The 26,146-nt window shown below is 58.6% G+C and carries 14 protein-coding genes, 2 pseudogenes and 1 riboswitch; of the genes and pseudogenes, 8 read left to right on the forward strand and 8 right to left on the reverse strand.

The window, feature by feature from the left end:
• Positions 1-91 precede the first annotated feature (91 nt).
• Positions 92-457: an extracellular solute-binding protein gene (locus EN804_RS38125; protein WP_245454714.1), complete on the reverse strand. Its 366-nt coding sequence runs from the start codon at positions 455-457 to the stop codon at positions 92-94.
• 1,054 nt (positions 458-1,511) lie between these two features.
• Between EN804_RS38125 and EN804_RS25900 the strand changes: the two are divergent.
• Together EN804_RS25900 and EN804_RS25905 are read left to right on the forward strand one after the other, a co-directional pair.
• Positions 1,512-1,732, forward strand: a pseudogene (locus EN804_RS25900) (insulinase family protein); the annotation flags it as partial.
• Between the two features lie 57 nt (positions 1,733-1,789).
• Positions 1,790-2,848 (forward strand): class I SAM-dependent methyltransferase, encoded by a 1,059-nt coding sequence (locus EN804_RS25905; RefSeq protein WP_024504268.1) that lies wholly within the window; start codon positions 1,790-1,792, stop codon positions 2,846-2,848.
• A 606-nt stretch (positions 2,849-3,454) separates the two neighbouring features.
• On the opposite strand, the gene EN804_RS25910 is transcribed toward EN804_RS25905, so the two are convergent.
• The 3 genes from EN804_RS25910 to EN804_RS25920 are packed head-to-tail and all read right to left on the reverse strand — an operon-like array spanning position 3,455 to position 8,033.
• Positions 3,455-4,510 (reverse strand): hypothetical protein, encoded by a 1,056-nt coding sequence (locus EN804_RS25910; protein ID WP_126057630.1) that lies wholly within the window; start codon positions 4,508-4,510, stop codon positions 3,455-3,457.
• Entirely contained in the window at positions 4,507-6,573 is a 2,067-nt protein-coding gene (locus EN804_RS25915) for a hypothetical protein (RefSeq protein WP_126057629.1), read from the reverse strand. Before EN804_RS25915 ends, EN804_RS25910 begins: the two co-directional genes overlap by 4 nt.
• A 2-nt stretch (positions 6,574-6,575) precedes the next feature.
• Positions 6,576-8,033 (reverse strand): metallophosphoesterase, encoded by a 1,458-nt coding sequence (locus EN804_RS25920; protein ID WP_135921656.1) that lies wholly within the window; start codon positions 8,031-8,033, stop codon positions 6,576-6,578.
• A 59-nt stretch (positions 8,034-8,092) separates the two neighbouring features.
• Between EN804_RS25920 and EN804_RS25925 the strand changes: the two genes are divergently transcribed.
• A complete protein-coding gene (locus EN804_RS25925; protein WP_186815491.1) occupies positions 8,093-8,422 on the forward strand; it encodes a hypothetical protein in 330 nt (109 codons plus the stop codon).
• Between the two features lie 21 nt (positions 8,423-8,443).
• On the opposite strand, the gene EN804_RS25930 is transcribed toward EN804_RS25925, so the two are convergent.
• The gene (locus tag EN804_RS25930) at positions 8,444-11,128 is read right to left on the reverse strand and encodes an AAA family ATPase (RefSeq protein ID WP_126063811.1); all 2,685 of its coding nucleotides are present in this window, start codon (positions 11,126-11,128) and stop codon (positions 8,444-8,446) included.
• Between the two features lie 671 nt (positions 11,129-11,799).
• Here EN804_RS25930 and EN804_RS25935 point away from each other — a divergent pair.
• From EN804_RS25935 to EN804_RS25945, 3 genes are read left to right on the forward strand one after another with little or no spacing between them, the layout of a single operon-like run.
• Positions 11,800-17,763, forward strand: coding sequence for a DUF3320 domain-containing protein (locus EN804_RS25935; RefSeq protein WP_126057627.1), 5,964 nt, complete (start codon positions 11,800-11,802; stop codon positions 17,761-17,763).
• A gap of 13 nt (positions 17,764-17,776) precedes the next feature.
• Entirely contained in the window at positions 17,777-18,901 is a 1,125-nt protein-coding gene (locus EN804_RS25940) for a DNA repair exonuclease (RefSeq protein ID WP_126057626.1), read from the forward strand.
• Positions 18,898-21,531, forward strand: a complete 2,634-nt coding sequence (locus tag EN804_RS25945) for an ATP-binding protein (RefSeq protein WP_126063810.1) — start codon at positions 18,898-18,900, stop codon at positions 21,529-21,531. Before EN804_RS25940 ends, EN804_RS25945 begins: the two co-directional genes overlap by 4 nt.
• 21 nt (positions 21,532-21,552) lie before the next feature.
• On the opposite strand, the gene EN804_RS25950 is transcribed toward EN804_RS25945, so the two are convergent.
• From EN804_RS25950 to EN804_RS38130, 3 genes and pseudogenes are all read right to left on the reverse strand, one after another.
• Positions 21,553-21,930, reverse strand: coding sequence for a DUF5615 family PIN-like protein (locus tag EN804_RS25950; RefSeq protein ID WP_126057625.1), 378 nt, complete (start codon positions 21,928-21,930; stop codon positions 21,553-21,555).
• A 4-nt stretch (positions 21,931-21,934) separates the two neighbouring features.
• The gene (locus tag EN804_RS25955; protein WP_126057624.1) at positions 21,935-22,585 is read right to left on the reverse strand and encodes a DUF433 domain-containing protein; all 651 of its coding nucleotides are present in this window, start codon (positions 22,583-22,585) and stop codon (positions 21,935-21,937) included.
• 533 nt (positions 22,586-23,118) lie between these two features.
• A pseudogene (locus EN804_RS38130) lies at positions 23,119-23,641 on the reverse strand (SMC-Scp complex subunit ScpB).
• Positions 23,642-24,539: 898 nt separating this feature from the next.
• On the opposite strand from EN804_RS38130, the gene EN804_RS38855 reads away from it, so the two are divergent.
• Together EN804_RS38855 and EN804_RS25970 are read left to right on the forward strand one after the other, a co-directional pair.
• Positions 24,540-25,001 (forward strand): hypothetical protein, encoded by a 462-nt coding sequence (locus EN804_RS38855; protein WP_306283303.1) that lies wholly within the window; start codon positions 24,540-24,542, stop codon positions 24,999-25,001.
• Positions 25,002-25,663: 662 nt separating this feature from the next.
• Positions 25,664-25,891, forward strand: a complete 228-nt coding sequence (locus EN804_RS25970; RefSeq protein WP_245454713.1) for a hypothetical protein — start codon at positions 25,664-25,666, stop codon at positions 25,889-25,891.
• Between the two features lie 121 nt (positions 25,892-26,012).
• Positions 26,013-26,129, forward strand: a riboswitch (TPP riboswitch).
• Positions 26,130-26,146: the final 17 nt, after the last annotated feature.

Consider the following 26,146-nt stretch of genomic DNA (forward strand, 5'->3'; position numbering starts at 1 on the left):
CACGCGGTGTGAAAGCCAGCGCGGCTTGATCCTGTATCTTTTTGAAGCTGTCAACGAAGTTGTTGAACTCGGGCTGCGAAGCGTACTTAGTCTAGGTATCGTCCTGCCAGGTCGACGTGCGCGGCGGATTGACGAGCTGGCCAGCAAGGGCACCCTTGAGCGCCACCTGCTTGGAGGTGGCCCACGGGATGAACAGCCAGGCCGTGCCCTTCTTTTCGGAAGCCGCGTTCATGGCGAGAGCCCAGATCCAGATGTCAGAATCCAAGCTCGTGGCGCTCGGTGCGTGCAGCGGCGGAGCGAAGGCGATCTTGCCGGATGCCGGCTTCCCCGCAACATCGTTCCAGAAGCCGAACATTTTTGAGTCGATCGTCATCGCGGTGCGGCCGGACGAGATGCCGTCCACGACCTGGTTCCAGTTATCATTGGCGAAGGAAGGAGCCGCGCACTTCTTGATCATGTCCGAATGTAGTCGTATCCAGCATCGGTAAGCTTCGGATCACTCAGGTATTTGTCCAGCAGGCGCCACTCGGAGCGAGGTCCTACGCGGGCTGAATGCCAGTGCCGAACACATCCCATGCTGGCGACTTCGTCGTCAGTTGGATCGTCATCTTGTTCCAGTAAGAATCGTCTGGGTAGAGTTCCGGCGTGACCTTGATGCCGGGTCAGCTTCTCGAACTCCGGAAAGTTGCGCAGCGAGAGCATCCGCATAGGGGTGGATGTCGTAGGCCCAAGTTATGCTGGTCCCTTCGAATTGACGCCAGTTCACGGTGTCGGCAGCGGCCGAATTAGTGAGCGATGCCGAAACGGCAAGAAACGCCAAGTCAAAAGCAAGCTGTTTGCGTAGCGACGCGCACCTGTAACGAGTACGGGGAATGAGCGACCCATGTAATCCTCCCTGGGGCATTTTGCCAATTTTTGGGTCCACTCCTCCATCCCGAGTTTGCTCATAGCCACAATAAGCGGTTTCCAACGACCTCGCTCTGAATGCACCAGGCCAACTGGGTAAAAACGGGTAACCGGCACTTAAAGGCGATGTAGTATCGCCACCAGAAATACTGCTCCGTGGTGCTGGCCTTTGCCTGGGGGCGCAACACGGCAACTACCCGCTCAAAACGGTTGGTCCTCTACCTCTTATTCACCGTCGCTTTCCTCGCGGCCTAACCCGGCCGGAATATCCGTTGCCAGAAAAAGGCCTCGCGGCCGGTTCGAGGCGCATCCCTCCTCCGAAGCAGCACGCTCAAGTATCGTCACAAGCCCCGAGCGCTTCGCGTTCGGCGATGTCCAAATTCCGACAATGTCGGATACAGTCAGATCTACTGGATTGCGTTTGAATGGTTTTCTCATTTGGCACAGTACATGCGGGTCATCCGCAAAACACGTGACCGACCAACAAGAGTTCGCATGATCACCTTACCACAACATACAGCCGCCGCGGAACAATCACTTGGCCCCTGATCGCCCGCCCCGGCACCACAACCGGAGTCATCGATGTTCTGACAGGCTGCCCAAGGATACCTGCTGCAACAGGGCTTGCCCTGGTGACGACCACTCCGGCTCCGCCGGTTACCGACGAGGGCAAAGTGACGGATTTCCTGCTTTTCAACGGCATGGAGGTGGCTGTCATTCCCGACCACCGCGCCGCTCGTCACCGATATGGTCTGGTGCAGGATCGGCAGCGCGGATGAGCCGCCGGGGATATCTGCATGTCTTCGAGCATCTGATGCTCAAGGCGCCTCATGACGAGCACGGCTCCGTCGCCTGGAGAGATTGAACCCAAAGGGAGATTCAGATGTCTGAAGCGAATCAGGAAAAGTTGGACGCATTCTTGGGGAAAATGGTCGGCGATCTCGGTGCGATCGCAACGGGCGCGGGAGTCCTGCTGGGGGACAGACTCGGCCTGTTTAAGGCATTGCGCGAAGGCGGCAAGATGACGGCCGCCGAACTTTCGACACGCACCGGCACCCAGGAACGCCTCGTAAGGGAATGGCTTTCCGGGCAGGCGGCGGCGGGTTACGTCGACTACGATGAAGCGAGCGACAAATTCTATCTCAACGCCGAGCAAGAGCTGGTGTTCGCTGATGAAGACAGCCCGGCCTTCATGGCAGGCGCATTCGAGTTCCTGTCCGCGCTGTGGCTCGATGAAGAAAAGGTGAGGCAGGCATTCCAGTCCGGCAAGGGCGTCGGGTGGCACGATCATAGCGCGTGTCTGTTTCGCGGTACGGAACGGTTCTTCCGTCCAGGCTACAATGCCAATCTGATCGACTCCTGGCTGCCGGCCTTGGAGGGCGTCGTCGAGAAGCTCGAACGCGGCGTGGACGTCGCGGATGTTGGATGCGGTCATGGTGCATCGACCGTGCTCATGGCACAGGCCTTCCCCAATTCGCGCTTCGTCGGCTTCGACTATCATGCCCCCTCGATTGAGCGCGCCCGCAAGGCGGCCGAGGTAGCCGGCGTCGGCGTTAACACGCGGTTCGACGTGGCGGCCGCCAAGAGCTATCCCGGAACGTATGACCTCGTCACATTCTTCGATTGCCTTCACGACATGGGCGACCCGACGGGCGCCGCCACCCATGTCCACGGATCGCTCAAGCCGGACGGCACGTGGATGATCGTCGAGCCGTTCGCGCATGATCATCTGGCGGCGAACCTCAATCCCGTCGGCCGCGTTTACTATGCCGCTTCCACTTTCGTGTGCACGCCCGCATCCGTGTCGCAGGAAGTCGGGCTCGCGCTTGGAGCCCAGGCCGGTGAGGCGAGGCTGCGCAAGGTTGTGACCGGCGGCGGCTTCAAGCGATTGCGTCGCGCCGCGGAGACACCGTTCAACATGGTGCTGGAGGCCCGCCCTTAGCGTGGCCGTCGCCAGAAATTGCAGCTCATCGCATTTGATTGAAGATCACCGCCAAAAATCCGGACGCATCGGGGACATTTTCAAGGCGCCTGGGTTCACGCAGAGGTCGCTGCCGAGTTGTGTGCCAAGAGTCCCATACGTTGCGGCTCAGAAAGGACCCGACGCACGGCTACGAACATGCCCATAGTGATGGCCGCTATAATCACATATGCCCACCATGGCGCGTTCACAAAGCTGGTAAGCCACGTCGCACCGAACGCGCTTACGACAAAAACGAGAGCCTCGATAAAATGACTGAGCCTGTACACATTCAGTCGTCTCATCCTCATACCACCCATCCAAAGACTGAGCTTGTTGCGCTACTGCGACAGAGCCTAACATATTGGAGAGCGCTCACTATTTCTATGCTAAACAGTCTCGCCTGAGTATATGTTTTGAGTCGCTAATTATGGAATTCTGCCAGTCTGCATTTCCCCTGATCTGATGTAGAGCAGCTTCTAAGTGGGAATTAGTCCCCCATCGACCGGATCGGGCGACACGAACATGCGCTGAAGGCTTGGCGGAACGGCTACTGGGACCATGATGCTACTCGAATGCAAGATCGTGTCAGAACGTCCCGGGAAGGCTGCAGGCAGGGGATGTCAGGTCAATCAGCCTATAGATATGATACCGCCCATTCGCTGAGACTTCACGATGGGCATAGGAGGTGGGAATTCGTGCCTTGAGATGGACGCGGCTGTCGGAGCAGGCGAGCACGGCAGCAGCGATGGCCTGAACCTTCGGGCCGCTGACAAAAACGTTCACCACCGCACGCGAGCCGAACCCGTCGAGATACGTCTCGAAAGCATCGAGGTGGGCCATCAGCCCGAAAGCCTGGATGTCGCGAACTTCGCCATCTTCGAGCCGGTGGGTTTCACGTACCTTGGCCACCTGTTGATCGAGCAAAGCATCGATATGCGCATTCTTCTCGCTTCTTGGGACGAGGAGCGAGATCCGTTCCGGACTGACGATATCGATCAATCCGTAGAATACGTCGGCATCTCCTCCGATCCCCACGAGCAGGACTTTCTCTTCGCCCATTCCTCCGCTGCCTTGAAGATGAGGGACGGTGACGTATCGGTCCAAGCCGCTGGAAAAATCCTCTTTGCCGATCGCGTTCCCGTAGATACCTTCGGCGTACCCGAATTCGAGAGACTGAATCGACATTTTCTTGAATGCCACCGCAATCAGCCATTGGATGTAGATTCGCGGCATCGTCGAGCACTCGACGAAAACCTTCCGCAGGCTTCCTTCGTATGAGCCACATGAAGCGGCCATCTGAGTGAGCAGGTGATCGAGGAGATTGATGTTCTTCTGATACTCGATGGAAGGCTCGAGGGTGATCGCAGTCACTTCGACGCCCCATCGGGTACCCATAGCGATGAGCTTTCGCCGGTTTTCTTCGACGGCTGGGACGTTCGCTTCCTTCAGAGCAAAGTCCAGAACCACGATTTTGCCGACCTTCAGGTCAAGATGGTTTTCGAACGCGGCGAAACGCGTTTCCCATCCAAGCGCGACGATCGCGATATCTGCCTCCATCGTTTCGCAGGTACCTGCATCTCTCGCCTTCTCAGTGACGGCCAGATGGCCGAAGACTCGATACTCGACAGTTGAAGCGGTCATTCGAGATCGCTCTCGAAAAGCGAGTGCTGGAATTCGGTCTTGAGTGCGGGCCGCGCGACGAGCTCCTTAAACACCGAGTCGGCCCAGTCTTCTGGGAGCCGATGCCTGGTAAAAAGCAGGTCGACCATCTGCGCCGCAGGGATTGTGTTGATTTCGTACGGGCCGCGATAGGAGAACCCGAAGTAAGGTGCAAATCGCCGATGCAATCTGATCAGCATCTCCTTCGATGCGGGGTCGGCGCGGTCCACCTCAAAGTTGCCGGCGGCGGAGACCTCCCGGATAAACCCATCCCTTTCCGCCCGACGCAGGACCTCGTCCAGTTTTCCGCTGGGTTGCTCCAGTCGGTTCACCAGCGAGCGCATTTCCTTTAGATCAACCCTGAAAATGCCTCTCTCTGTCGTTCCTAGAGCATTTTCTTCGGCAAACTCTGTCTGGAGGCGAGCGGTCAGGTAACCCAACGCCCGCACCATGCGCACGCTCTCTTCTTCGTACGGATGTGAAAGCGCCTGAAGTCCATCAAGCTTCCGTTGAGAGGCGGCGTTCACAGCCTGTCTCTGCTGTTCGAGATGAATCTGTAAATCCGAGTTGATGAATTCCACCAGTTTTCGTGGATCACTGGAACTCGGAACACTGCGGCGGAAGATCTCTCCCATTATATCAAGGAAATCGCGTATACAGACGTCGCTCAATGATGTGATGATCTGGTGCCCTACGTACGGGTAGTCATGCAGACGCAGCATCTGGCACGCTTTCAGAAAAGCCCATCCCTGTTTCCGGGCGATCGACCTCTTCAGATTTGAAGCATCCGCCTTGCTCATGGGCCGGCGCTTGATTTCCGGGTTCATGAGCGCGAGCGCCAGCCCTTCGGCATAAGGGCGCGCTTTTCGATCAAGAAGGAATTGCTGCTGATCCGCCGTCCTCAAATTCACGGAGAGGAATTCACGTGCTGCATCAGCGAGTGCCACAAGCTCTTCTCTGCCCTCGGAATGACCCGATATGATAACCCGCTCGATGATGTCATTGACGGAAAGCCGCCCCAGCCGGTTTTTGAGCGAAAACGCGCTGAGCGCATCGTTGCGCTTGAGATCACTCCGCAGATGGTCAGGAAGCGCATAGTAGAGCCGAAGCGACGACACGTTCTCGCACAGCGTGGCGAACTCCCTCGGATCGACTGAATCAAGATTCTCGACGTCCCGGTCAGCATTCGAGAGCGACTGGCCGGGTATGATCGTCCGGATCGTGTCGTAAAGGCCGCCGATGTAGGCGAGGACCCATTTCACATTGCCGCGCGTCTTCCTCACCAAGGTGTTCAGGAACTGCTGTTGGAGCGGTGTCAGTGCCTCACAGTCGTCAATCAGGATCTTGAAGAAGGGCGCCCTGTCACCGGCGAAAGATGGGCCATTTAAAAGTGGGGTGATCGCGGTCGCGACCTTGTTAATGATCGCGCCAGGGTCTGTCGCTCTGAAGCCGGTCGCTCCCTCATCGGCGGCAAAGAAGAACGCGTTGAAGCATTCGTCGACGTACCGGGTTATCCCACCCCGCAGCTCATCTATGCTGAAGAAGTCGAGACGGGCAGGTTGGGGTATGAAGTGCAGCACTTCGCGATGCAGTGCCAAGGCGACGTCCCTATCTTCAGAGGCCCGGTATTTCAAGTGGCTGTCGCGTCTGAGCTGGCTGATGCTCTCGAGCAGGCGTTCGACTATCTTCAGCTCCAGATAGTGAGAGAAGATTACGAATTGCCGCGGGATCACGGCGGCCGTGTCGAAGCGTATCCGCTCCGGAATGAGGTTCAGAACCGCGTTGTCGATTAGGGGCGAAAATGTCTCATTGAGCTGGAAGAAGACGCCATACCAGCCGAGCTTGCCGACTTGGTCCGCGAGACTTTTGTCTTCGAGGATATGAACTGTGGAAAGCGAGCGAAGAATACTGGTCTTGCCGCTGCCTCTCGTCCCTGCGACGAAGACCGGCTTGGCGGCGGCAGAAATCAAGGCCGACTTCTGACTGAACCACAGTATCGGGCGACTTTCGTACTCGATCCTGTTGGGGCCGAACGGATTCTCCATCTCTATTCGTCCCTTACCTTAATGCGCCAAGCCGAGTTTGCCTTCGTGAGGCCGTCTATCTCGACGAAGCGCGCCGCTTGGAGCATCAGAAGAGAGTCTTCCAAATCTAGCCCGAGCTCGGCGGAGGCGGCAATCTCAGTGATCTCGTCCCAGAAGAGTAACCCATTCCCGCGCCTGGTGGCATGGTCGCGCAGTCGGCGCATCAGGTCAAACGTGTCGTTGTTCAGAAAGGCCTTGCCGTTGGACATAGTCGAGATGAAGCAATGTTCGCCTTCCATGACCGTCCCGTCGGCGACATTGGTGCGGTAGGGTATAAGTCGGATGCCGACGAGCTCTCCCTGATCGGTCGTGAAGAAGACGAGCTCATTGAAACCTGACTGTATCTCTGGTGCTGAGATGCAGATCAATTTGCCGTCCGGAAACCTTGGATCGTTGACGATCTCGACCGGATCGGCATGTATGTGTCCATGCAGGTAGACGATAGGCTTGTTGCCCTGCAGCAGCTGAGTTCTGACAAATCCGCTGTTGAGCATCTCCGCGTATGGCGTAATGCGCGGAGTCTTTTGTGGCAGCAGATTGTGATGGCCGATCATGATGCCGTAACGCATGTCGGGCTGCTGGAGCAATTCCTGTAGGCCTGCAAGCATCTCACGCGAGATGTATGGCGTGTCCATCTGACCGTAATACTCGTCGTCGGACGCCTCCTTGTCTGGATCGCTGGGAGGTGTCGCGGGCGAATGTCCCGAGGTGTCCGGCGAGCCGAGATCTACAGGTTCTGTAGAAGGACCGAGTGCCTCGAGACGATCACGAAGGAACGCGGGAAGGTTCTGAAGCTCCCAACTGCCTATCGCTGTGTTGACGAGGATGAAGTTTGCGCCTGCGGATCCTGTCGGAAGTCTGAAGTGCACGGGTTGGTCCACGGGAACGGTCTGCCAACCCAAGCGGGCGGCTAAACTCGCCATTTCGCTGAATTTCTCAGTCGGTCCAAGTTCGCGCGCGTCATCACGGTTCACATCGTGATTTCCCGGTACGAATATCAACGGAAGCGCCTTTGAACTGCGCCCCTGTGCGCGGCAGAGCAACGTGAAATGCTGGAATGCCGAAGCAATGAAAGTCTTGTCGCCACGGCTCGTGAAATCCCCCATGAAGGCGATCGAATCCAAGGGCTCCGAAGTCGTCAGCCGCCGAAGCTTCGTCAAGACGGCACGCAGCGAAGACGCGCGTAGCTTCTGCGTTATTTTCGGAGCGAACTTGCTATCCTTGGCATCGATGTTGCTAGAGGAAGGATGCCAATCCGGATAGTGAATATCGCCTACTTGAAGGATTCGCACCCGTCGCATAACTCGCCCCCCCGCCGAGAGCCATAGACTAATCCGTTCGCTTTTGCCAAGCGCGAAACGATCATCCGACCGCATCGCCTGGAAAGCGCGTTTATCTTTTTGTTGGTAATGGAGAGGCACGACGCAATTGTGCCCCCGGTTGCTTGTCTGCCCACCAAATGGGCACTCAATCTGGGCGCATGGCTTATGATTTCTCGAGTTTGTCCCATAACGAGTTTGAGGATTTGGCCCGCGACCTCGTAGGTCGCGAGATCGACAAGCGTTTCGAGGCCTTTCCCGAGGGACCGGACGACGCGATGGATGGTCGACATGCCCTTGCCGGCGGCGACATTGTGCAGGCGAAGCACTACCAGCGGTCAGGCTTCTCGGCGCTGAAATCCAAGATGAAGAGCGAGCGCACAGCCATTGATGGCTTGGCGCCCTCGCGATACTTCCTCGTCACGTCGGCTTCGCCCGCGGCAGGCGGACACCGGCATGCGCAGCAGGATGAAGCCAGTGAGGGCCAGTAATACACGACAATAGTCATTAGGCTAGAGTACAGTCGCCTTGGGAGGCTGTTCGAATTCAATCCGGCGCTTTTCGGCATCCTTTTTTCGTTTGGTGGTGTCGATACGATATTGGTCAATTCCATCAAGATCGCTCTTCATATCGTTTGGTGTTGGAACTGGAATGGCCTTGGCGGACGCCATGTCATGTCCAGAACGCTCCGAAACTCGCTTCATGGCCCAATAGATTCGCTTGTGGTCTTCGTCCTCGACCACCACACCCTTCAGGCTCTGTGTCTTGACATCGCTGTTAAATCGCTCGACGACTTTACCGAGCAGGATTTCTTCAACGAGCCTCTCCCAGGTTTCCCGAAGATCGCTGTAGAAATCCTTCGCTGACCTTCGCCAAGCATCGGTGGTGAAATCAGTGGCGCCGTCGAAGCTCTTCAGGCGCGTCTTGAGAGTCTCGATGCGCTTCGTGACAGACTGTGCGATCCACGGCTCGTCAGTTTCGCTAATCAAGCCAAAACCGGCAGATTCGGACTTGTTGATGTAGTTTCGAACAAGGGGAATCGGCGGATTGGCCTGCGCAGCTGCGTCAACCACCTCGTTGAAGAACAGAAGATTATGGGTGAAAATAATAATCTGACGTCCTGTGGCCGCTTCTTTTACGAGCCTTGCCGCGACCCGCCTGATCCGAACATGGTCGAGAGATGACACGGGGTCGTCGATGATCATGCCTTGACGCGATGTGTCTCCTCCGACCTCGGCTAAGAAACAGGCCAGGGCAAGCGCGCGCTGCTCTCCTTCGCTTAAGACCTTGCTGTTTGAGATCGCTTTTGCCGCGTTGAGCCCGACCTCGAAATAGCTCTGCCCATCTTGACTACGATCATTAACTGCGAACGGGATGTGCGTTAACGCCAGAGTCTCAATCTCGGCGACGACGCGCTTTTCGAGATCCTGCATGACGAGGCTTCGTCGAAGCGACGTCATCTGCCGTGACACCGAGCCTGTTTCGACAGCATCGCAGCATGAGAGAAGCTTGCGCCGCTCTTCGAGATTCGCCAAGCGCGCGAGAACGATGGTGAGATCGTCGCCCAGTTTTTTCCGATCCTTGAGTGTATCGCGACGAGCTCGATCGGTAGCGCGGTTCCCGTCGTCGGCCGCTGCCTTGTCGTCCGTCAGCGCTTCGGCCTCTAGCGCCTCCGCCTCCGTTCGGAGTTTCGATGCAACTGGCGCCGCAAGTTGCGGGAACGCAGCGTACTCGGACAGCGCAGCCGCAACGACAATTGCATCACGCCTTTTACCTGCCTCGACATAATATGCCGAGATCAGGGCCACCATCGCCTTGCGTGCGGCGGACAGATCGCCAAACTCTCCGAGAGCCGCCTCAACCGCCTCCCCGGTCGCAATGGTGAGTCCTTTGATTTGGCGCAGGGCCTCTTCATGGGCAATAGATGCGACTTGCGCCGCCTTATTTGCGGCGCCCGTTACGAAGTCATTGAAGGATTGGATCCGCCCCGCGGCGTCCGCCGTCATCGGCTCCTGGCAGAGCATGCAACGATCGCCTTCCTGATCTGGCAAGTGCTGATGATCGATGCCAGTGACGCTCGCTAAATAGGCTCGTGCATGGTCGAACATATACCGCCAGGGAGAAAGCCCAACGCCGCTCAACGGCATAGTCGCGAACGCTCCTGAGGCGGCAAGTTGTGCAGCCTGCGCTGTAGAATCGGCTGTTGCATATAGATTGCGATAAATCTCGAGGGCCGCCGCTGAGAGAGCCGCGTCGATCTGTTCAGATGCAGTCAGCAGTTTTTCCAAGGCCGCCTTGGCACGCCGACGCTTTGTCGCCATCGTTGAAGGGTCGCTTGCCAGAGCCTGTTCGAGGCCAGCGAGATCAGCCATGTCCTGCTCTGAGAGGGCAGCGAGGTTTTTGATTTCGGCTGCGGAAGGCATCACGTCCTTTGACTTGATTTCGAGACGAGCCAGCAGCTTTACGACCGCGCCGGCAGCTGTGTACCCACTCGGCAATGGTGTCTTTAGGTTCTTTTCGATCGCTTTGATTTCTTCCCGGAAGTCGGCTTCGAGCTCGGTGCGGTGACGTCCATGGCTTTCGAGAAGCGCGATGGCTGCGGGCAGAAAACCGATACGGTTTTGCTTATCGACGTAGAGGCGAGCGTTCGCGGAGTCGAAAACGGAGATCCGTGCAATTGACGCGGGGGGCAGCGTTCCGTCCTTCCAGGTTATGGGGGTCGGTTCCGTAGCACCCTCTTCGAGAAACCGGACAAGCACTTCGGCTGGCGGTTTGGTGCCGATCTCGAACACGTTGCCAAGAAGATCATCCGCCGTCAGACTACGGCAAAGCTTCTTCGCGATCCGGCAATAGCCGCTCTTTCCGCTTCCATTGTCGCCGTAGATAATGGTGATGCCATCGGTGGCGAAACGCAGTTGCTGCTCTTCGGCGAGGCGGTTCAAATGCTTGACGGGGCCGAGTGAGCAAAGCACCGCGCGCGGCTCGTTCGAACTGTTGGCCCTCAAATGCTCCGCCGAGAGCGGAGAGCATTCGGGCAGATCAGCGGTAAATCCACCGACGTGGCGGACCCGAGCTGTTACACCGGCCTTATCCTCCTGCTCGAGGTTGAAGCCCGGCCGCGCGGCGTGTCTTCTTAAGGCATCCCTAATCCAGTCGGGCTGCTTATCCGCCCATTCCAAAAGTCCAACCTCGGCCATTCCTGCCCCCCGAATCTTACCATCATTATACTTATTGATTAGTCCAGATTCGATGAATTCGCTTGTCTGGACAAATTTTCCTCGCGATCGCACATAGAGTGCTGGAGATGTACCCAATAAATGACCTCCCCCCGCGCCGCTAGGTCAGCAAACAAATGCTTCAGCGATCAAACGTCTCCACAACGACATCAGCAATCAAAGGCATTGGACCGCGCGCACGAATTTAGGTAGCCGGCAACGCGTACGAGGAGATAGAGCTGGAAGTGCGTGCCTTTCGATAGTCTATGGGCGGAATTCGACCGCCTCACCGATAGGCCGATCGAGGTTCGCCGTCACTGTCGGGCTGGGTCCGAGTCCGCGATAGGCGCCACGACAGCGCTCGCGATAGGCGCGCAACGCTTGGTCCATGGCGCCCGGACCGCCACACATTTGCGGATGACGTCCTGCCCGTCTTGGGTTTCAGCAGCGTGCGCCGGCGCTCCGATTTCCGCGACTTTTGGATCCCCTCCAATCGTGACGACCGATTATCGCCTGTCTCCATTTCGACCGTTATCTGGGCGGTAACACTTTTAGAAATCTATGCTGCTGGACATAAGCGGCGACCATACCGAGAATTTACTTTCAAATTCTGGCGGCAAAGTTCTATCGTAAATGAAAATAGGGGATGGGGTATGGAAACGAGTTCGGAGACTGGCGATGCTGCCGGTATATCAGCCGCGCCCGTAATAGAAGTCGTGGCGGACATCGCCGCCAGCTTTACATATGCGTCCTTCCAAAATGCTATTCCGGTGATCCGGTCTATCGCGCTCAACAACCCGACCCAGCAGGGTTTCGAAAAATGCACTCTCGAGCTGACATCGAACCCCCCTTTTTTGCGCGCCAAAAGCTGGACAATTGATCGGATCGTTGCTGGCGACCGGCTTCCCTTAAGCGATCGAAAAATCGATCTCGACGCCGGCTATCTGGCCGGTCTCAACGAGGCTGAGCGCGGGGAGATAACGTTGCGCCTAACCTCAGGAGGCGCAGTGCTGGCCGAGCAGCGCGTTGCGGTGCGCCTGCTTGCCCGCGACGAATGGGGTGGCGTCGTCGATATGGCGCAATTGCTCGCCGCATTCGTCATGCCGAACGACCCGGCGATCGCAGGACTGCTGCGTTCCGCAGCGGAGCTGCTCGCAGCGCATGGTCATCCTTCCAGCCTCGATGGCTATCAAAGCGGCAATCCGCAACGCGCATTCATGCTGGCGGCCGCAATTTATTCGGCCATTGCTGGCCTATCGCTGCATTATGCAGAGCCACCTGCGAGCTTCGAAAGCCGCGGCCAAAAAATTCGACGTCCCTCAATTATTACGGCAGAAAAGCTGGCAACCTGTCTCGATACCAGTCTGTTATTCGCGTCCGCCCTGGAGGCGACGGGCTTGCATCCCGTCGTTTTGATGTTTCAGGGACACGCGGCCGTCGGCGTCTGGATGACACAAAGGACGCTCGCCAACGCCATTGAACCCGATGCCATGGAGGTCCGCAAGGCGCTGGCATCGCGCGAACTCATCGTGTTTGAGACGACAGGCGTGACGCATCGGCCGGCGATGACGTTGGAGGCTGCCCAACACGCAATCGAACAGCGGCTCGACGAAACGCAGGTAGCCACCTTTGTCGCAGCCATCGATATACGCCGCTCGCGCAGCGGCGGCATCACACCGCTTGCTTCGCACGAACCGACGCGCCGCAGCGTGGATGCAGAGGCGGCAACCGAAATCGCGTTGCCGTTGCCAGCCGCACCGGCCGTGGTAGCCCTGCCGGTCGAGATCGTCGAGGTAAAGCCGACGACAGCGGCCGGACGGATCGACCGCTGGCAGAAAAAGCTCCTCGATTTGACACTGCGGAACCGCCTGCTCAATTTTCCGGACTCCAAGAAGACAATTCCGTTTCTTTGTACTGACGTCGGCTACCTCGAGGACCGTCTGATGGCAGGCGCTTCGATCCGGCTGATTTCGCTCCCCGAACAGAATCCACTGGGCGAGCGGGATGCTGTCCTCTATCGCGAGGTGCACGGACGTGACCTCCAGCGTGGCTTTGCCGCGGAAGCGCTTCTGCGCGACGAGCTCCCGTCGACGCTCGATGGGCGTCAATTGGAATCCCGGCTGATCGATCTTTACCGGCAAGTGCGCAACGATTTTGCCGAGGGCGGCGCGAATACGCTCTTCCTGGCGGTCGGCTTCCTGCGCTGGAAGAAGAAGGCCGAGGACGAGCGCAGCTATCGCGCGCCATTGCTGCTCGTACCGGTCAAAATCGAGCGCCGCAGCGCAACATCGCATTTTACCTTGCGCTTCCATGAAGATGAACCGCGATTCAACGCAACCTTGTTGCAGTTTCTCGAACGCGACTTCGAGCTCAAACTGCCACAGTTTTCCGGTGAGCTGCCCGAGGACGAAAGCGGCGTTGATGTGCCGAGGCTGCTCGGTCTTATGCGCCAGGCAGTGCGCGACGTCCCCGGCATGGAGGTGGTGGACGAGACGGCGCTGTCGACCTTTTCCTTCGCCAAGTTTCTCATGTGGAAGGATCTGGTCGAGCGTACCGATGCGCTGCGCGAAAACCGTGTCGTGCGCCATCTGATCGACACGCCGGAGATAGCTTTCGAGGGCAATGGCGCATCATTCCGCGACGAGCGCGAACTCGACCGGCACTATGCCCCGTCCGACATGGTTTTGCTGCTGCCGGCCGACTCCTCACAGACCGCCGCAAGTCTTGCCGCCGCTGAGGGTCGCGATTTTGTCATCATCGGTCCTCCCGGCACTGGCAAGAGCCAGACCATTGCCAACATGATTGCCAACTGTCTTTCAGTTGGCAAAACCGTGCTGTTTGTGGCCGAGAAGACGGCGGCGCTCGATGTGGTGTATCGCCGCCTGCGCGAACATGGCCTGGGCGCGCATTGTCTCGAACTCCATTCCAGCAAGGCGGACCGACGCAACTTTCTCACCCAGCTCAGGATCAGCTGGGAAAGCGGCGTGCGCGTGGACGCAGCGGAGTGGATTGCGATCAACGAGCGGCTTCGCGTCCGTCGCGACGAACTGAATGCCTATGTCGAAGCGCTGCATCGGCACCATGTCAATGGTCTGACGCCTTATCTGGCGCTCGGCATCGCTCTCAAGAACAAGCGGCAGCACGCTCCGAGATTGTCCTGGCCATCGCGCGATTCCCATGACGAGGCAAACCGGCTGGCGCTGGAGCATATTGCCGCCGAAACAGGTCTCGCATTTCAGTCGGTGGAGATGCGGTCGGTCTTGCGTCTTATAGATGTCACCGAGTGGACGTCAGGCTGGCAGGACAATTTGCTCGAAGGGGCAAAGACCCTCAAGAATGCGTCCGAGGTTCTAGCGACCGCACTCGACGCCTTCCTGGTGAGCATCGGCCTGCGCGCCAAAGGCGACGCGTCAAAAGCGGAGCTCGAAGCGCTGCGAAAACTAGCAGCGGCACTCCAGGACAGTGCCGGCTATGACGTCAGCATTGTCTTTGATCGAGATTTCGCCCAGTTGCGGGGAGCCCTCGCCACTCTCAATGAGGCAATCGGAGACTATCGCAAGTCTCGCAAGGACCTGTCGGCCCGCTATGACGAGGCTGCCGTTGCGCGCATACGGGTGGAGGACATAGAGCAGCAATGGCAGCAGGCCGCTTCTGCATTCTGGCCAAACAGTCAGTTGGGCAAACGCAAAGTCCAGAAGCTGCTTCAAGGCTATGTCACAGAGGGGGTAGCCGATCCTCAGCACGACTTGCTGCTGTTGCGCCTGATGCAGGACCGCCGGGCCACTGTCGAAGCCAACATCCTATCTGGGAAGCCGATCGGATTTGCCGCACTTGATACCGACACCCACCGTATCGATCAGATACTCTCGATGGCCGAAAGGCTTCGACAGACGCTACGCCTGCCCGGCCTCGGCACGGAGGATTTCAAAGCGCTCCTGCAAGCAACCGCCCCGAGCCTGCGAAGCGGTGCAGCAGATAGCACGATGCGCTATGGGGCAGCCCGCTTCCTTGCGGCTTCTGCAGCATTCGAGGCTGCCAAGACCCAATTTGCGATCCCTGCTGGAAAGACGCCTTCTTGGGCAGAACATGATAACCCGCTGACCGAATTGACGACTGCGATGGGAGACTTGCTCGACGCCCGTCATCTTCTCCGGGACTGGACTTCGTGGTGCGGCATTCGTCGCAGGGCTGTCAGTCACAATCTGGGAGCGTTGGTCGACGATATCGAGGCGGGTCTAGTGCGACCAGCTGAAGCTCAATCCGCGTTCCGCCTGGCCTATGTACGCTGGTGGCTGCCGGCCACGCTGGATGCCGATCCGGTGCTGCGGAATTTCCGTCGCTTCCAGCACGAGCACGCCATCGAAGATTTCCGGGAAATCGACGATCTTGTCCGCGCTCAAGCAAGCCTTCGCGTCATCAGTGCCATCGCTCATGGTTTGCCGGCTGTGCAAGGCGTCCCGCGCAATTCCGAGTTGGGCCTGTTGCGCCATCAGATGGAATTGCAGCGGCCCAGCCGGTCAATCCGCGAGATGATTGGCGCGATGCCGACGAGCTTTGCCAAGCTCGCGCCGTGCATGCTGATGTCCCCTCTTTCAATCGCTCAATATCTACCGCCCGACCAAGCCCTGTTCGACGTGGTGATTTTCGACGAAGCATCGCAGATCACCACCTGGGACGCCGTCGGTGCCATCGCGCGAGCCCATCAAACCATAATCGTAGGCGATCCCAAGCAGTTGCCGCCCACCAATTTCTTTGGCCGCAACGAGGAGGACGAGGAAGTCGTCGAACACGAAAAGGATCTTGAGAGCATTCTCGACGAAGCCAAAGCGGCCGGCATCCCGGTACGTGACCTGCGCTGGCATTATCGTAGCCGCAATGAGTCGCTGATCGCCTTTTCCAACCATCACTACTATCAGAACCGGCTCATCACATTCCCTTCGCCAACGGTGGAAGATCGGGCAGTTCAGCTGCGAAAAATCACGACCGGCATCTATGACCGTGGCAAAAGCCGCACCAATCGAATCGAAGCCCAAGCGGTAACCGACGAGGCGGTCAGCAGGATGCGGCGTTGGCTGGCCCTACCGGAAAAGGACCGACCCACGCTCGGAGTCATCACTTTCAACGCGCAACAGCAGTCGCTCATCCTCGACCTTTTCGACAAGGCACGCCAGACAGAGCCGGAGCTTGAATGGTTCTTTGCCGACGAGCGTATTGAGCCCGCCATCGTCAAGAATCTGGAAAATGTCCAAGGGGACGAGCGTGACATAATCCTGTTTTCGATCACCTTTTCGCAAGATAATGCCGGCAAGCGCAGCATGGATTTCGGCGCGCTGAATCGGGACGGCGGCGAACGCCGGCTGAATGTCGCGGTGACGCGTGCGCGGCAGGAACTGATCGTATTTTCAGGTTTTGCCGCCGACCAGATCGACCCCAACCGAACCAAAGCGATCGGCGTACAGCATCTCAAAGCCTTTCTCGATTTTGCCGAACGCGGCGCTGTGGCATTGCCAGCGCAGGAACGCGGATCGGTCGGAGCCCTGGAATCCCCTTTCGAGGAGGCCGTCGCTGCCGAGCTTGAGAAGCGCGGATGGACCATCGTTCCTCAAGTCGGCATTTCGGGCTTTCGAGTGGATATAGGGATCCGGCATCCCGATCTCGCCGGCGCCTATCTGGCTGGGGTCGAATGCGACGGCGCGACCTATCACAGTTCTGCCACGGCGCGAGATCGAGACAAGGTCCGCGAGCAGGTCCTGCGCGGCCTCGGGTGGAACATTGTCCGGGTATGGTCAACCGATTGGTGGTTTGATCTCGAAGGTTGCACCGAGAGGCTTCATGCCAGCCTGGCCGCGCTGCTCGAGGAAAGCCGTCGCAAACAGGCTGAACAACAGGAAAGTGAAGCCGCGATCCATTGGGACATGGGACATAAGGTCGACCCCATGGACCCATTGCCAGCCGAAGACCTAGCATCGGCCGGCGAACCGGAACATCCGTCGATAAAATCAGAGCCAGAACTTGTCGCCGCTCCCCTCGCGACGGGAGAGCGCCCATCGGCATCTGCAGGAATTTTGCCTGCGGCCGCGCATTCGACGCATGATACCGTACCGACGGGCGGCCGTTATCGCCTGACTGATCTAACCGGATTTTCCACCAGCCCGGATCAGTTTTATGACTTCGTCTACCGAGGCACGCTGCGGTCCATGGTCGACGCGGTGATCGAGCAGGAAGGACCTCTGCGAGATGACGTCCTTGCGCAGCGCATCGCACGGGCGCATGGCTGGCTCAGAACGGGCAACAAGATTCGGGAGCGGATCGACCTGCATCTGCGCGAGTTCGATAGAACTGAAGAATCCAGCGGCAGCTTCCTATGGAAGAGAGGGACGGTGGTCGACCTGCTTGATTATCGCATGCCGTTCGATGCCGATGCCCGCCGGTCCATTGCCGACATTCCAATCGCCGAGCTGGCCGCTGTCGTCGTTGCGAACGAGGACATTCTGGAACAGTCCGACCCCGCTCTCGACCTTGCACGTCTGCTCGGTGTCGAGCGACTTGCGGCGATTTCACGCTCCCGGCTGGATGAAGCCATCGATCGCGCCCAGCGCAACCTGGCATCGACATAGTCTCGGAGACTCCATGTTTCGATTCATCCACAGCTCCGATCTTCATATCGGCAAGCGGTTCGGCAACATGCCAGAGGATCTGCGCGGGCGGCTCCGTGAAGCGCGCCATGGCGCGATCAGCCGGCTGGCAGAGCAGGCACGCGTCCATGGTGCATCCACCATACTTCTGGCCGGCGATACGTTCGATACCGAAACGCCCACTCCAGCGATGTTGCGGCAGGCCATGGCCGAGATGAGCCAGAGCGCGCCTCTGCGCTGGATATTGCTGCCTGGCAACCATGATTCCCTGTTGGCTGATCAATTGTGGAGTGCAGCGGACAGCGTTGTGCCGGACAATGTCCTGCTGGCGACGCGGCCCGAAACCCTGACCATTGGCGCGGACGTGGCGCTGCTGCCTGCACCTTGCACCACCCGCAGACCCGGTCGCGACCTTACCGAGTGGATGAACAGCGCCGCGACGCCGCAAGGCGCCATCCGGCTCGGCCTTGCTCATGGCGCTATTCAGAACTTTTCCGAAGATTCAGCAGCGTCCGATGTCATTGCACCAGATCGCGCGACTAAGGCCGGCCTCGATTATCTGGCACTTGGCGACTGGCACGGACCCGTCACCATCAATGAGCGCAGCCGTTATAGCGGTGCGCCCGAACCTGACCGTTTCAAGCATGATACACCCGGTCAGGCCCTTGTCGTTTCCATTGCCGGGCCTGGCGCCGTGCCCGAGATCGTGGCCGTTGAAACAGCTAGCTTTTCCTGGAAAACCGCTCCCCTGCATCTGCTGTCTGGCGACGACAGCGCCGCGGCATTTGAAGCGTTGCTTCCACCGGCTCATCTGCGGCGTCAGACTTTGCTGCGAATTGCCGCGTCTGGCCGGGTGCGGTTAAGTGGGCGAACGATCCTTCAAGCGGCGATCGCGGTAGCCGCGCCCGACTTCGCCTATCTGGAACTGGACGGGGACGGGCTCGCGACCGACTGCGAAAGTGGCGATTTGGATCGGATCGACCGCTCTGGTGCCCTTCGCGAGGCAGCGCAGGCACTGTTGGATGAAAGCAGCGACGAAACCCGGTCGGCTGTCGAACGCGACATATCGCGAGAAGCACTGGTTCGGTTGTTCAGCTATTGCGAGGCGATGGGATCATGAAACTTACGGCCCTTCGGCTCCACAACGTCAAACGGTTCGCCGGGCAAGGCGTCGCCATCGAAAACATCGGCGACGGCGTCAACGTGCTTTGCGCGGTCAATGAGTTCGGCAAATCAACCTTCTTCGAAGCGCTGCACGCACTCTTTTTCCAGCCTCACACGGGCACACCCGAAGGCGTGCGACTGTTGCGGCCTTACAGTGGGGGCAATCCGGTGGTGGAGGCCGACATCACCACTTCAGAAGGACGCTATCGACTTGCCAAGCAGTTTTATGGCGGCAGGCTGGCCAGCGTTATTGACCTCGACGGCGGGCGACTGTTGGCTCAAGCCGATGAGGCCGAAGCCTTTATCGGCAAACTAATCCATGGCGGAAGCGCAGGACCGGCAGGATTGCTCTGGGTTCGCCAAGGGGTCACCGGCATCGAAAGGCGCAGCAAAAGCGAGGAGGACGGCGAAAAACGCGTGCGCGAAAGCCTACTGTCCTCGGTTCAGGGGGAAGTTGAAGCCCTGACCGGCGGGCGACGCATGGCCGAAATCGCCGCGGCATGTGAAGAAGAACTCTATAGCCTGGTTACGTCAACGCTGCGTCCCAAGAGCGGCGGTCTCTATGCGGCAGCGCTCGACGAGCGTGACAAGCTGGTGAAAGACGAGCAGCGTCTCAGCGCCGAAGTCACCGGTCTGCGCGATTCGCTCGACAAGCGGCGCATGGCGTTGGCGCGTCTGTCTGAGCTTGAAAACCCCGAAGAAGGCGCCACTCGGCGGGAAGCCATCTCGGCCGCGGAAGCCGCAGTCGAGGCCGCCAAATCGCACAGCGAAGCCTTGAAAGCCGCCGAGGCGGAAGCTGCCCTTGCCGCAATTCACCACGACGCGGCGCAGCAGGCCCTCGATAGTTTTCGGACCGCGCTCAAACGAGCCACGGATTTGCGCCAGCAGTCGACGATTGCGCAGCTTCGCCGCAGTGAGGTTCTCGATCGGCGCGCTTCTGCCATTGCCGAAAACGAACAAGCGATGGGCGAAGTTCAAGCAGCCGAACTGGAAGAGCGCGAAGCACGCGAATTGCTCGCGCGGCTGGATGCGACTCTTTTGGCGCGTGACGCTGCCGAACAACTGGCCGGCTCGGACAACCGGTTGAAACAAGCCGAAGTCGCCAGAACCCAGATCGAAGATGGAGAGGCAGCACTGGCGATGCTGGCGGTGCCGGAACAAGCTGTCGAGCAACTCCAGGCGCTCGAAATCGAGATCGCCAGCCTTCGTGCAGCTCACCTGGCAACCCTGCCGACGCTATGCATGGAATACCGGGACGGCGCCGCCGATTTGGTGACCATCGATGCCAAGCCCTTGCCCCATGCAGAAGACCAAAGCTTTGCTGGCACCGTACGCCTGGATATTGCCGGCATCGGAGCCTTGACCCTGCGATCGAATCGGCCGCAGCAGGCCGACCGGACCATCGAAGACGCCGAAGCGAAGCACCGCAGCCTGCTTGCGTCCCTCGGTGTCGATAGCCTCAGGACGGCACGCCAGCGCCTAGTGGAAGCGCGCGACAAAGCTACCGAACTGGGCTTGGCGCGTCAGCGACTTGCCGATCTCGCGCCCAAGGGGATACAGCAATTACACGAGGAGCTTGCTCGTCTGAGTGCCCTCGGGGCCGGGGACCTCGAACTCAAAGTCGATCCAGAACAGATCCGGCAACATCATGCCGCAGCCGAGCAGCGTGTGGCGACAACACGCAACAGCGTGCGCGAGGCCTTGCCTTTGCGCAGCCATGCCGACGAGGCTGTCATGGCTGCGGAGACGGCTTATGTCACCATCCAGGCGGAACTGACCAGCCTCGAGGTCATATTGGGACCCGATGCAGCGCGCGAGGAAAAGGGGCGCTTGCTGCTCACCGAGGCCACCGCACGACAAAAGCTGCGCGAAGCGGCCGAAATGCGCGCTGCTCCCCTGCGCGACGGCGCTCGCGATCTCACCAGCGCTGAAGCCGTTCTGCGCCGCGCCCGTTCGGTTCAGGATGCCGCCACACAGGAAGCAAGTCAGTTGCGTGTAACCCTGGCCGATCTCAATGGCCATATTCGCACTCGGTCCGACGACGCGGTGGAAGAAGCTTTGCGCGAGGCCACAGAAAAATTGGAAATCGCTGGAGAGCGAGCGAGACGCTTCGAATTCGAAAAAGCCGTCCTCGACCGGCTGCGCACGACGCTGGTCGCTGCGCGCTCGACGGCACGCGATCTTTATCTGAAGCCGGTCATGTCCGAGCTGCGACCGCTGCTTGGATTGCTATTCGATGACATCTCCATAGTGTTCGACGAGAACACACTGTTGCCACAGACCGTTCGCCGCAATGGTCAGGATGAGGATGTCGATAGGTTGAGTGGCGGCATGCGAGAACAGCTTTCGGTTCTGACACGTCTGGCCTTCGCCCGTTTGCTTGCCCGCGACGGCCGACCCACACCGGTTATCCTGGATGACGCTTTGGTTTATTCCGATGACGACCGCATCGAGCGCATGTTCGACGCTTTGCATCGTCAATCACACGATCAGCAGATTCTCGTTTTCTCCTGCCGCCAACGCGCGTTTGCAAAACTCGGCGGTAACATTTTGCAGATGAGCGACTGGCAACCGGGTCGGTCATAAGCGGAGATCGCGCAGCCTCAGCTAGGGCGACGGCAGATCGTATCGTGTTACGATTGCAATGCCGTTTTCGATCTCGATTTCGATAACTTCATTAATCAGGAATTCCTCTGGGCCAAGATCCTCGAGGAGAGCATCGAAGAGCTCTCTCTGTTTTTCAGGCCCGACCTGAGGGACGACGATAATCAGGCCGGCGTGAACCGGTTCTTTGGCATAGAGCTTCCTGAAGTCCTTAGCATTGTTGGTGACGAAGGTGAAATCCTCATCGATAATGAGCGGCATGAGGTCCCAGTCGGTTTCGCCGCTTAGCCCAAGCCAGTTGACGTGGTTTGCTTCATGTCCGCGTTCTTGGGCTACCGCAACCAGAGACGTGTGCAGGCACTCATCGATCAGAAACCTCACGAGGTCACACGCGTCTCGACCTGGCCGACGGACCTGGGTCGCCCTTCAAAACCACGCGCTTCGACGACTTTATTTTCACGCCCTGCTCGACCAGCTTCTTAGGCCGCCCACGAACCGGGTGCGCGGCGACCCACATTCTGGCGAGCTCAATCACGCGCGGCGTTAGCTTCGGATATCCCTCCAGAACCTCCGCTTCATCTGCGCCCTGCGCTAGCATCGTCGTGATCATACGAACAGGGATGCGGGTTCCTTTGAAGACAGGCTCTCCGCCCATCACCCCTTTAACGCGGCCGATGGCGGCCTCCGCTTCATCAAGATCCACGATGCGCGCTTTGAGCTGTTTACGTGCCTCGGCGACGTCGACGATCAGCAGGTCGTCGGCCCTTACGGTCTTGGCCCTTGGGGCAGCTTTGATTTCCTCGAACAGGCGGTAGCGACGATCAGCGGGCAATGTCGCACCCACGCCATACCAAAGCTTGAGCCGCAGCAAATCCTCGCCGGTCAATGCCCGTCGGACGACCCCACCGATGCGCCGAGCAGTGCTTGGCACAGTATCGACAATGCGTTTGTCGATCGCATTGTGCACGGCCTTGATTCCTATCCCGCTGACGGCGGCTGCCTCTGCGGGGGTGTAGATGCGAGCAAGTGTGCCCATTATTCTTCTCCTTATAAAGAATAATATAGGCCGTTTGACCCCCTCCGTAAAGGCACGCGTCTTTGGAATCACGGCGGTTAGCAAAGGCGGTGGTGAGCCGAGAGGCCTCACAAACCCTTGGGGCTCGAGATGGCAGACTCGGCGCAGTATAATTGCGCTAACTATCGAATTTGCAGTTGGCGACAAACGACACACGAGTTCGTCGCGGACTTTTAACTCTGCGAAGGCGCGTCTTCGAGCGCTTTGAAACCCTACACCCATCTGCAGGCCATCTGTATCAAGCTTTGGACCAAAACCGTTTCCATCGCTCACGAGCGTTCTCTCTGGGGGTCTCAAGTGGGGCTTGCCCATGGCCACGAATTTTTGGGCGACAGCGGTGCAGAGGCCGCATACCGCTGCCTGCTTGACGTCGCTGACCGTGTCCATGTCCGAAATTTGCCTACAAATTTCGGACGCCCTTGGGCGCGCTAGATTCGCTATGGAAAGCTGGAAGCACTCGCAAGCCCGGTGGCCACAGCGTCTGCAGCGCCAAGCTATTCCTCCGTATCCAAACCCGCATCCTCATGGCCACTAGCCAACTCTGGCATAATTTCACCAGCAAGCAGCTCATCTCTGCTCAGCAGCCCGGCATCCTCGAGCGCCTCGCAGTCCGGGAGATCGCGAAGCGTGTCGAGGCCGAACTCGAGCAGGACGCTTTTGTCGTCACATAGGTGTAGGGAGCGCCGGGCGTCGGACTGCGCGGGTTCGACGCGATCAGGCCGGTGCCGCAGATGGCCGATCAGGTCGCGACTGATTACTTCCCGAAAACCGACGACAATTCGGCGCGGGTAATCGGCTGGAAGTGCCGATGCACATCAGCATCAGCACGTCCGACCACGTCAGGTCCACGGCACGCCCGCTGCTTCCGCAGGCGCGGATGGCATCGGCATAGGCCGGCCGTGTCAGGTGCTTCCAGCCGCCGGCGACAGCGACGAGGTCATAGGGCCGTCCGCGCAGCTCTCGGATGTCGTCGATGAGAAGGTCACGGGCGAGCTCGCGGGAGAGACTGCACCGCAAGCGCGTCCCGCGCGCGCGAACTGCTCGATCAACTGATCTCAGACGACGACGAATCTCGTCCAGATTCCAAAAGCGGTGGCCGCAGCGGCGCTTTGCGGGCTCGCGTTACCACAGATCGCAGAACTGTGATCTCGCCTTGTGCCCGAGACCGCAATCTGGGCTCGCGACGAAGCATATCGCTTGCGATCATCAAAGGACGCGTCGACGCCGTCGGTTGCCTTTTCCACCGCCGCCTCACACATCGTGTTGGGGCTGAAGAGCTACCTGCAAATCCTCGCAACGGGCGCGGCCGCATCCTTGATTTTACAAATTGACACGTCTTGGTTTTTAGAAAATGCCACGTGCGATGATGGCGCCAAAAAAAAATGTCACGCGAGATGATCATGCCTGAGGTAAATGGTCCGCCAAAGTTGGGAAAGGTATACCGGTTGAATGGTGGATAGGTACGCCGGATAAAAAGGGCTTCGGGTTCCGGAAGACGAACTAATCGACGGATAGGCGCTGCTCGTGAGGGAAACTGCATGCGCATTACGGTTATGACCATCCAGGGATGTCGGATATGATCTTGAATAGTGACATTGCAGGCCAAAGAGCGGCCGAGAAGCTAGCAGAGGGCCTGAAATCGCAGGGCAAGCAGCAATACGAAGAAAGGTCGAGGGAACGCGAACGAGATGTGTCTCGTTAGGTCGCACGTTGCACCAGGGGTGCGTCGGAAGGCACTCCGCCGTGTCCTGAAGAGGTAGCCTGCACTTGAGAATAGCCACGGTGGTACCTTATTTTCGGCTGTGAAGCACACGAGACCCGCGACGTGAGACCCAGTTGCTCAATACCCAGTTGCTGGGTGAGCGTGCATGACTGCCAACGGAAGGTCTTGCACGCACCCTCGCGATCTTGAGCAATGGTCGCCATGACTTTCTTCTTGCAGGCTTTTGAGTGGCCCAGCCTGCAATCACCAGACCCCACCGACTCTAAAGAGCGTGGCAGACGGGATAGTCGAGGTTGCCCGGCACAATTACGCTCAAGGCTTGCGCCGCCCAGAGGACACGCTGAAAAGGCAGCATGGGCGCGCAAGCACGCCATTCACGAGAGGTTCGACATGAAGACTATGCAAGAAAAAGACATTCCGGCATTCGTGCAAGCAGTTGTGGAGGCCGGCTGCAACATTTGCGCGATTGGCAACTTGGGATATGTCTTTGGCGATGCTGATTTGACGCCGGCGCAACGGAGGTCCGTCGAGCCACAGCTGCGCAGGATTGCTGAGATCTACGGCGAACGCGATCATCTCATGGACGAGATAGCTGTATATCTGCGGTCGATCGGACGCCATGTCGAGGTTGAGCCGAAGACAGGTGTTTCCTGATGGCCGCGATCGATCGCGTTCCGTAGTCGCCATTTCTATTGGGTAACGAGCAGCCGTCTTCCAACCTCTGAAACAAAAAAGAGGTGACCCCCAAAGGCCGCTCTCGAGACCGCAAGTCTGAGCCGCTAACGCATTGCGATAACCAGGCTGTCCGAACTGGGCGTCGATGCCTTCCTCGACCAGGTCGCGGTAGGCGGCGATCTCATCTACCGCATGCATAGCCAAGCCAGAGAAGTTTTCGGCAGCGGAATTCTCGGTCGCTTCCCCTTTTATGACTAGAGGGTGCGGCCGATCCGGCCGCGACGATCTCGCAGGGATTGCCATATACGGCAACACGAACACCGGCGGATCAATACTCGGATAATGGCGGCCGGCTATGTAGCGATCGATCGCGCACCAACATATCAATGCAATAGCTTAGTTGCTTTCAAAGGCGGGTCTCTACGAACTGCAAGCAAGCTAAACGATTGCGTCAACTCTTCCTCGCAGAGCGAAAACTCCGCGCCCACGCGATTTCTCTGCTGGAACAGCGGCACATCCTCAGCGCCAGGACACGGCCGCCGCCGTCGGGTTTTACGAAGCCGGTGATTGCATAAGTTGCCCGCAAGATATCATTGGTATCGGGAACGCCGCCGATGCCGCATCCTGAATAGAGCGGCCGCTTGCACCTGCCAGCCCGACGACCAGATCATATCTGCAACTCCATCTACCTGGACGTGGTGCAAATCACCTCGCTGAAGCCGCAAATCGTCGCCTTCGACCAGGATAACCACATCCGTGACCGCCTGAGCTACTCGGTCGATCTCGACGCACATGGCCGATACAGTTTTTCCATCCTTCACGAAGCGAATGAGACTTTGGCCATTCCAGCCCTGGTCTACGGGGCGTGACTTGTCCCCGATGCATGCGCGAGCTCTCCGCTCGGCCGGCCGCCGGACGTCGCCACCGGCCGAAGGCGCCCGAAGGCGCCCGAAGGCGCTTGACAAAGCAGCACCGGCCCATTCAACTTGAGGCATTCACCAGGGGAGTCCCGGTAAGGGGCTGAGATACTGCTGGCTTTCGCGGCGCAGTGACCCGTTGAACCTGATCCAGTTCATACTGGCGTAGGGACGGTGCAAGCGCTTTGCGGGAGTTTACGCCCGAGG

It is taken from the genome of Mesorhizobium sp. M8A.F.Ca.ET.161.01.1.1, assembly GCF_004792105.1.
Lineage (GTDB): Bacteria > Pseudomonadota > Alphaproteobacteria > Rhizobiales > Rhizobiaceae > Mesorhizobium.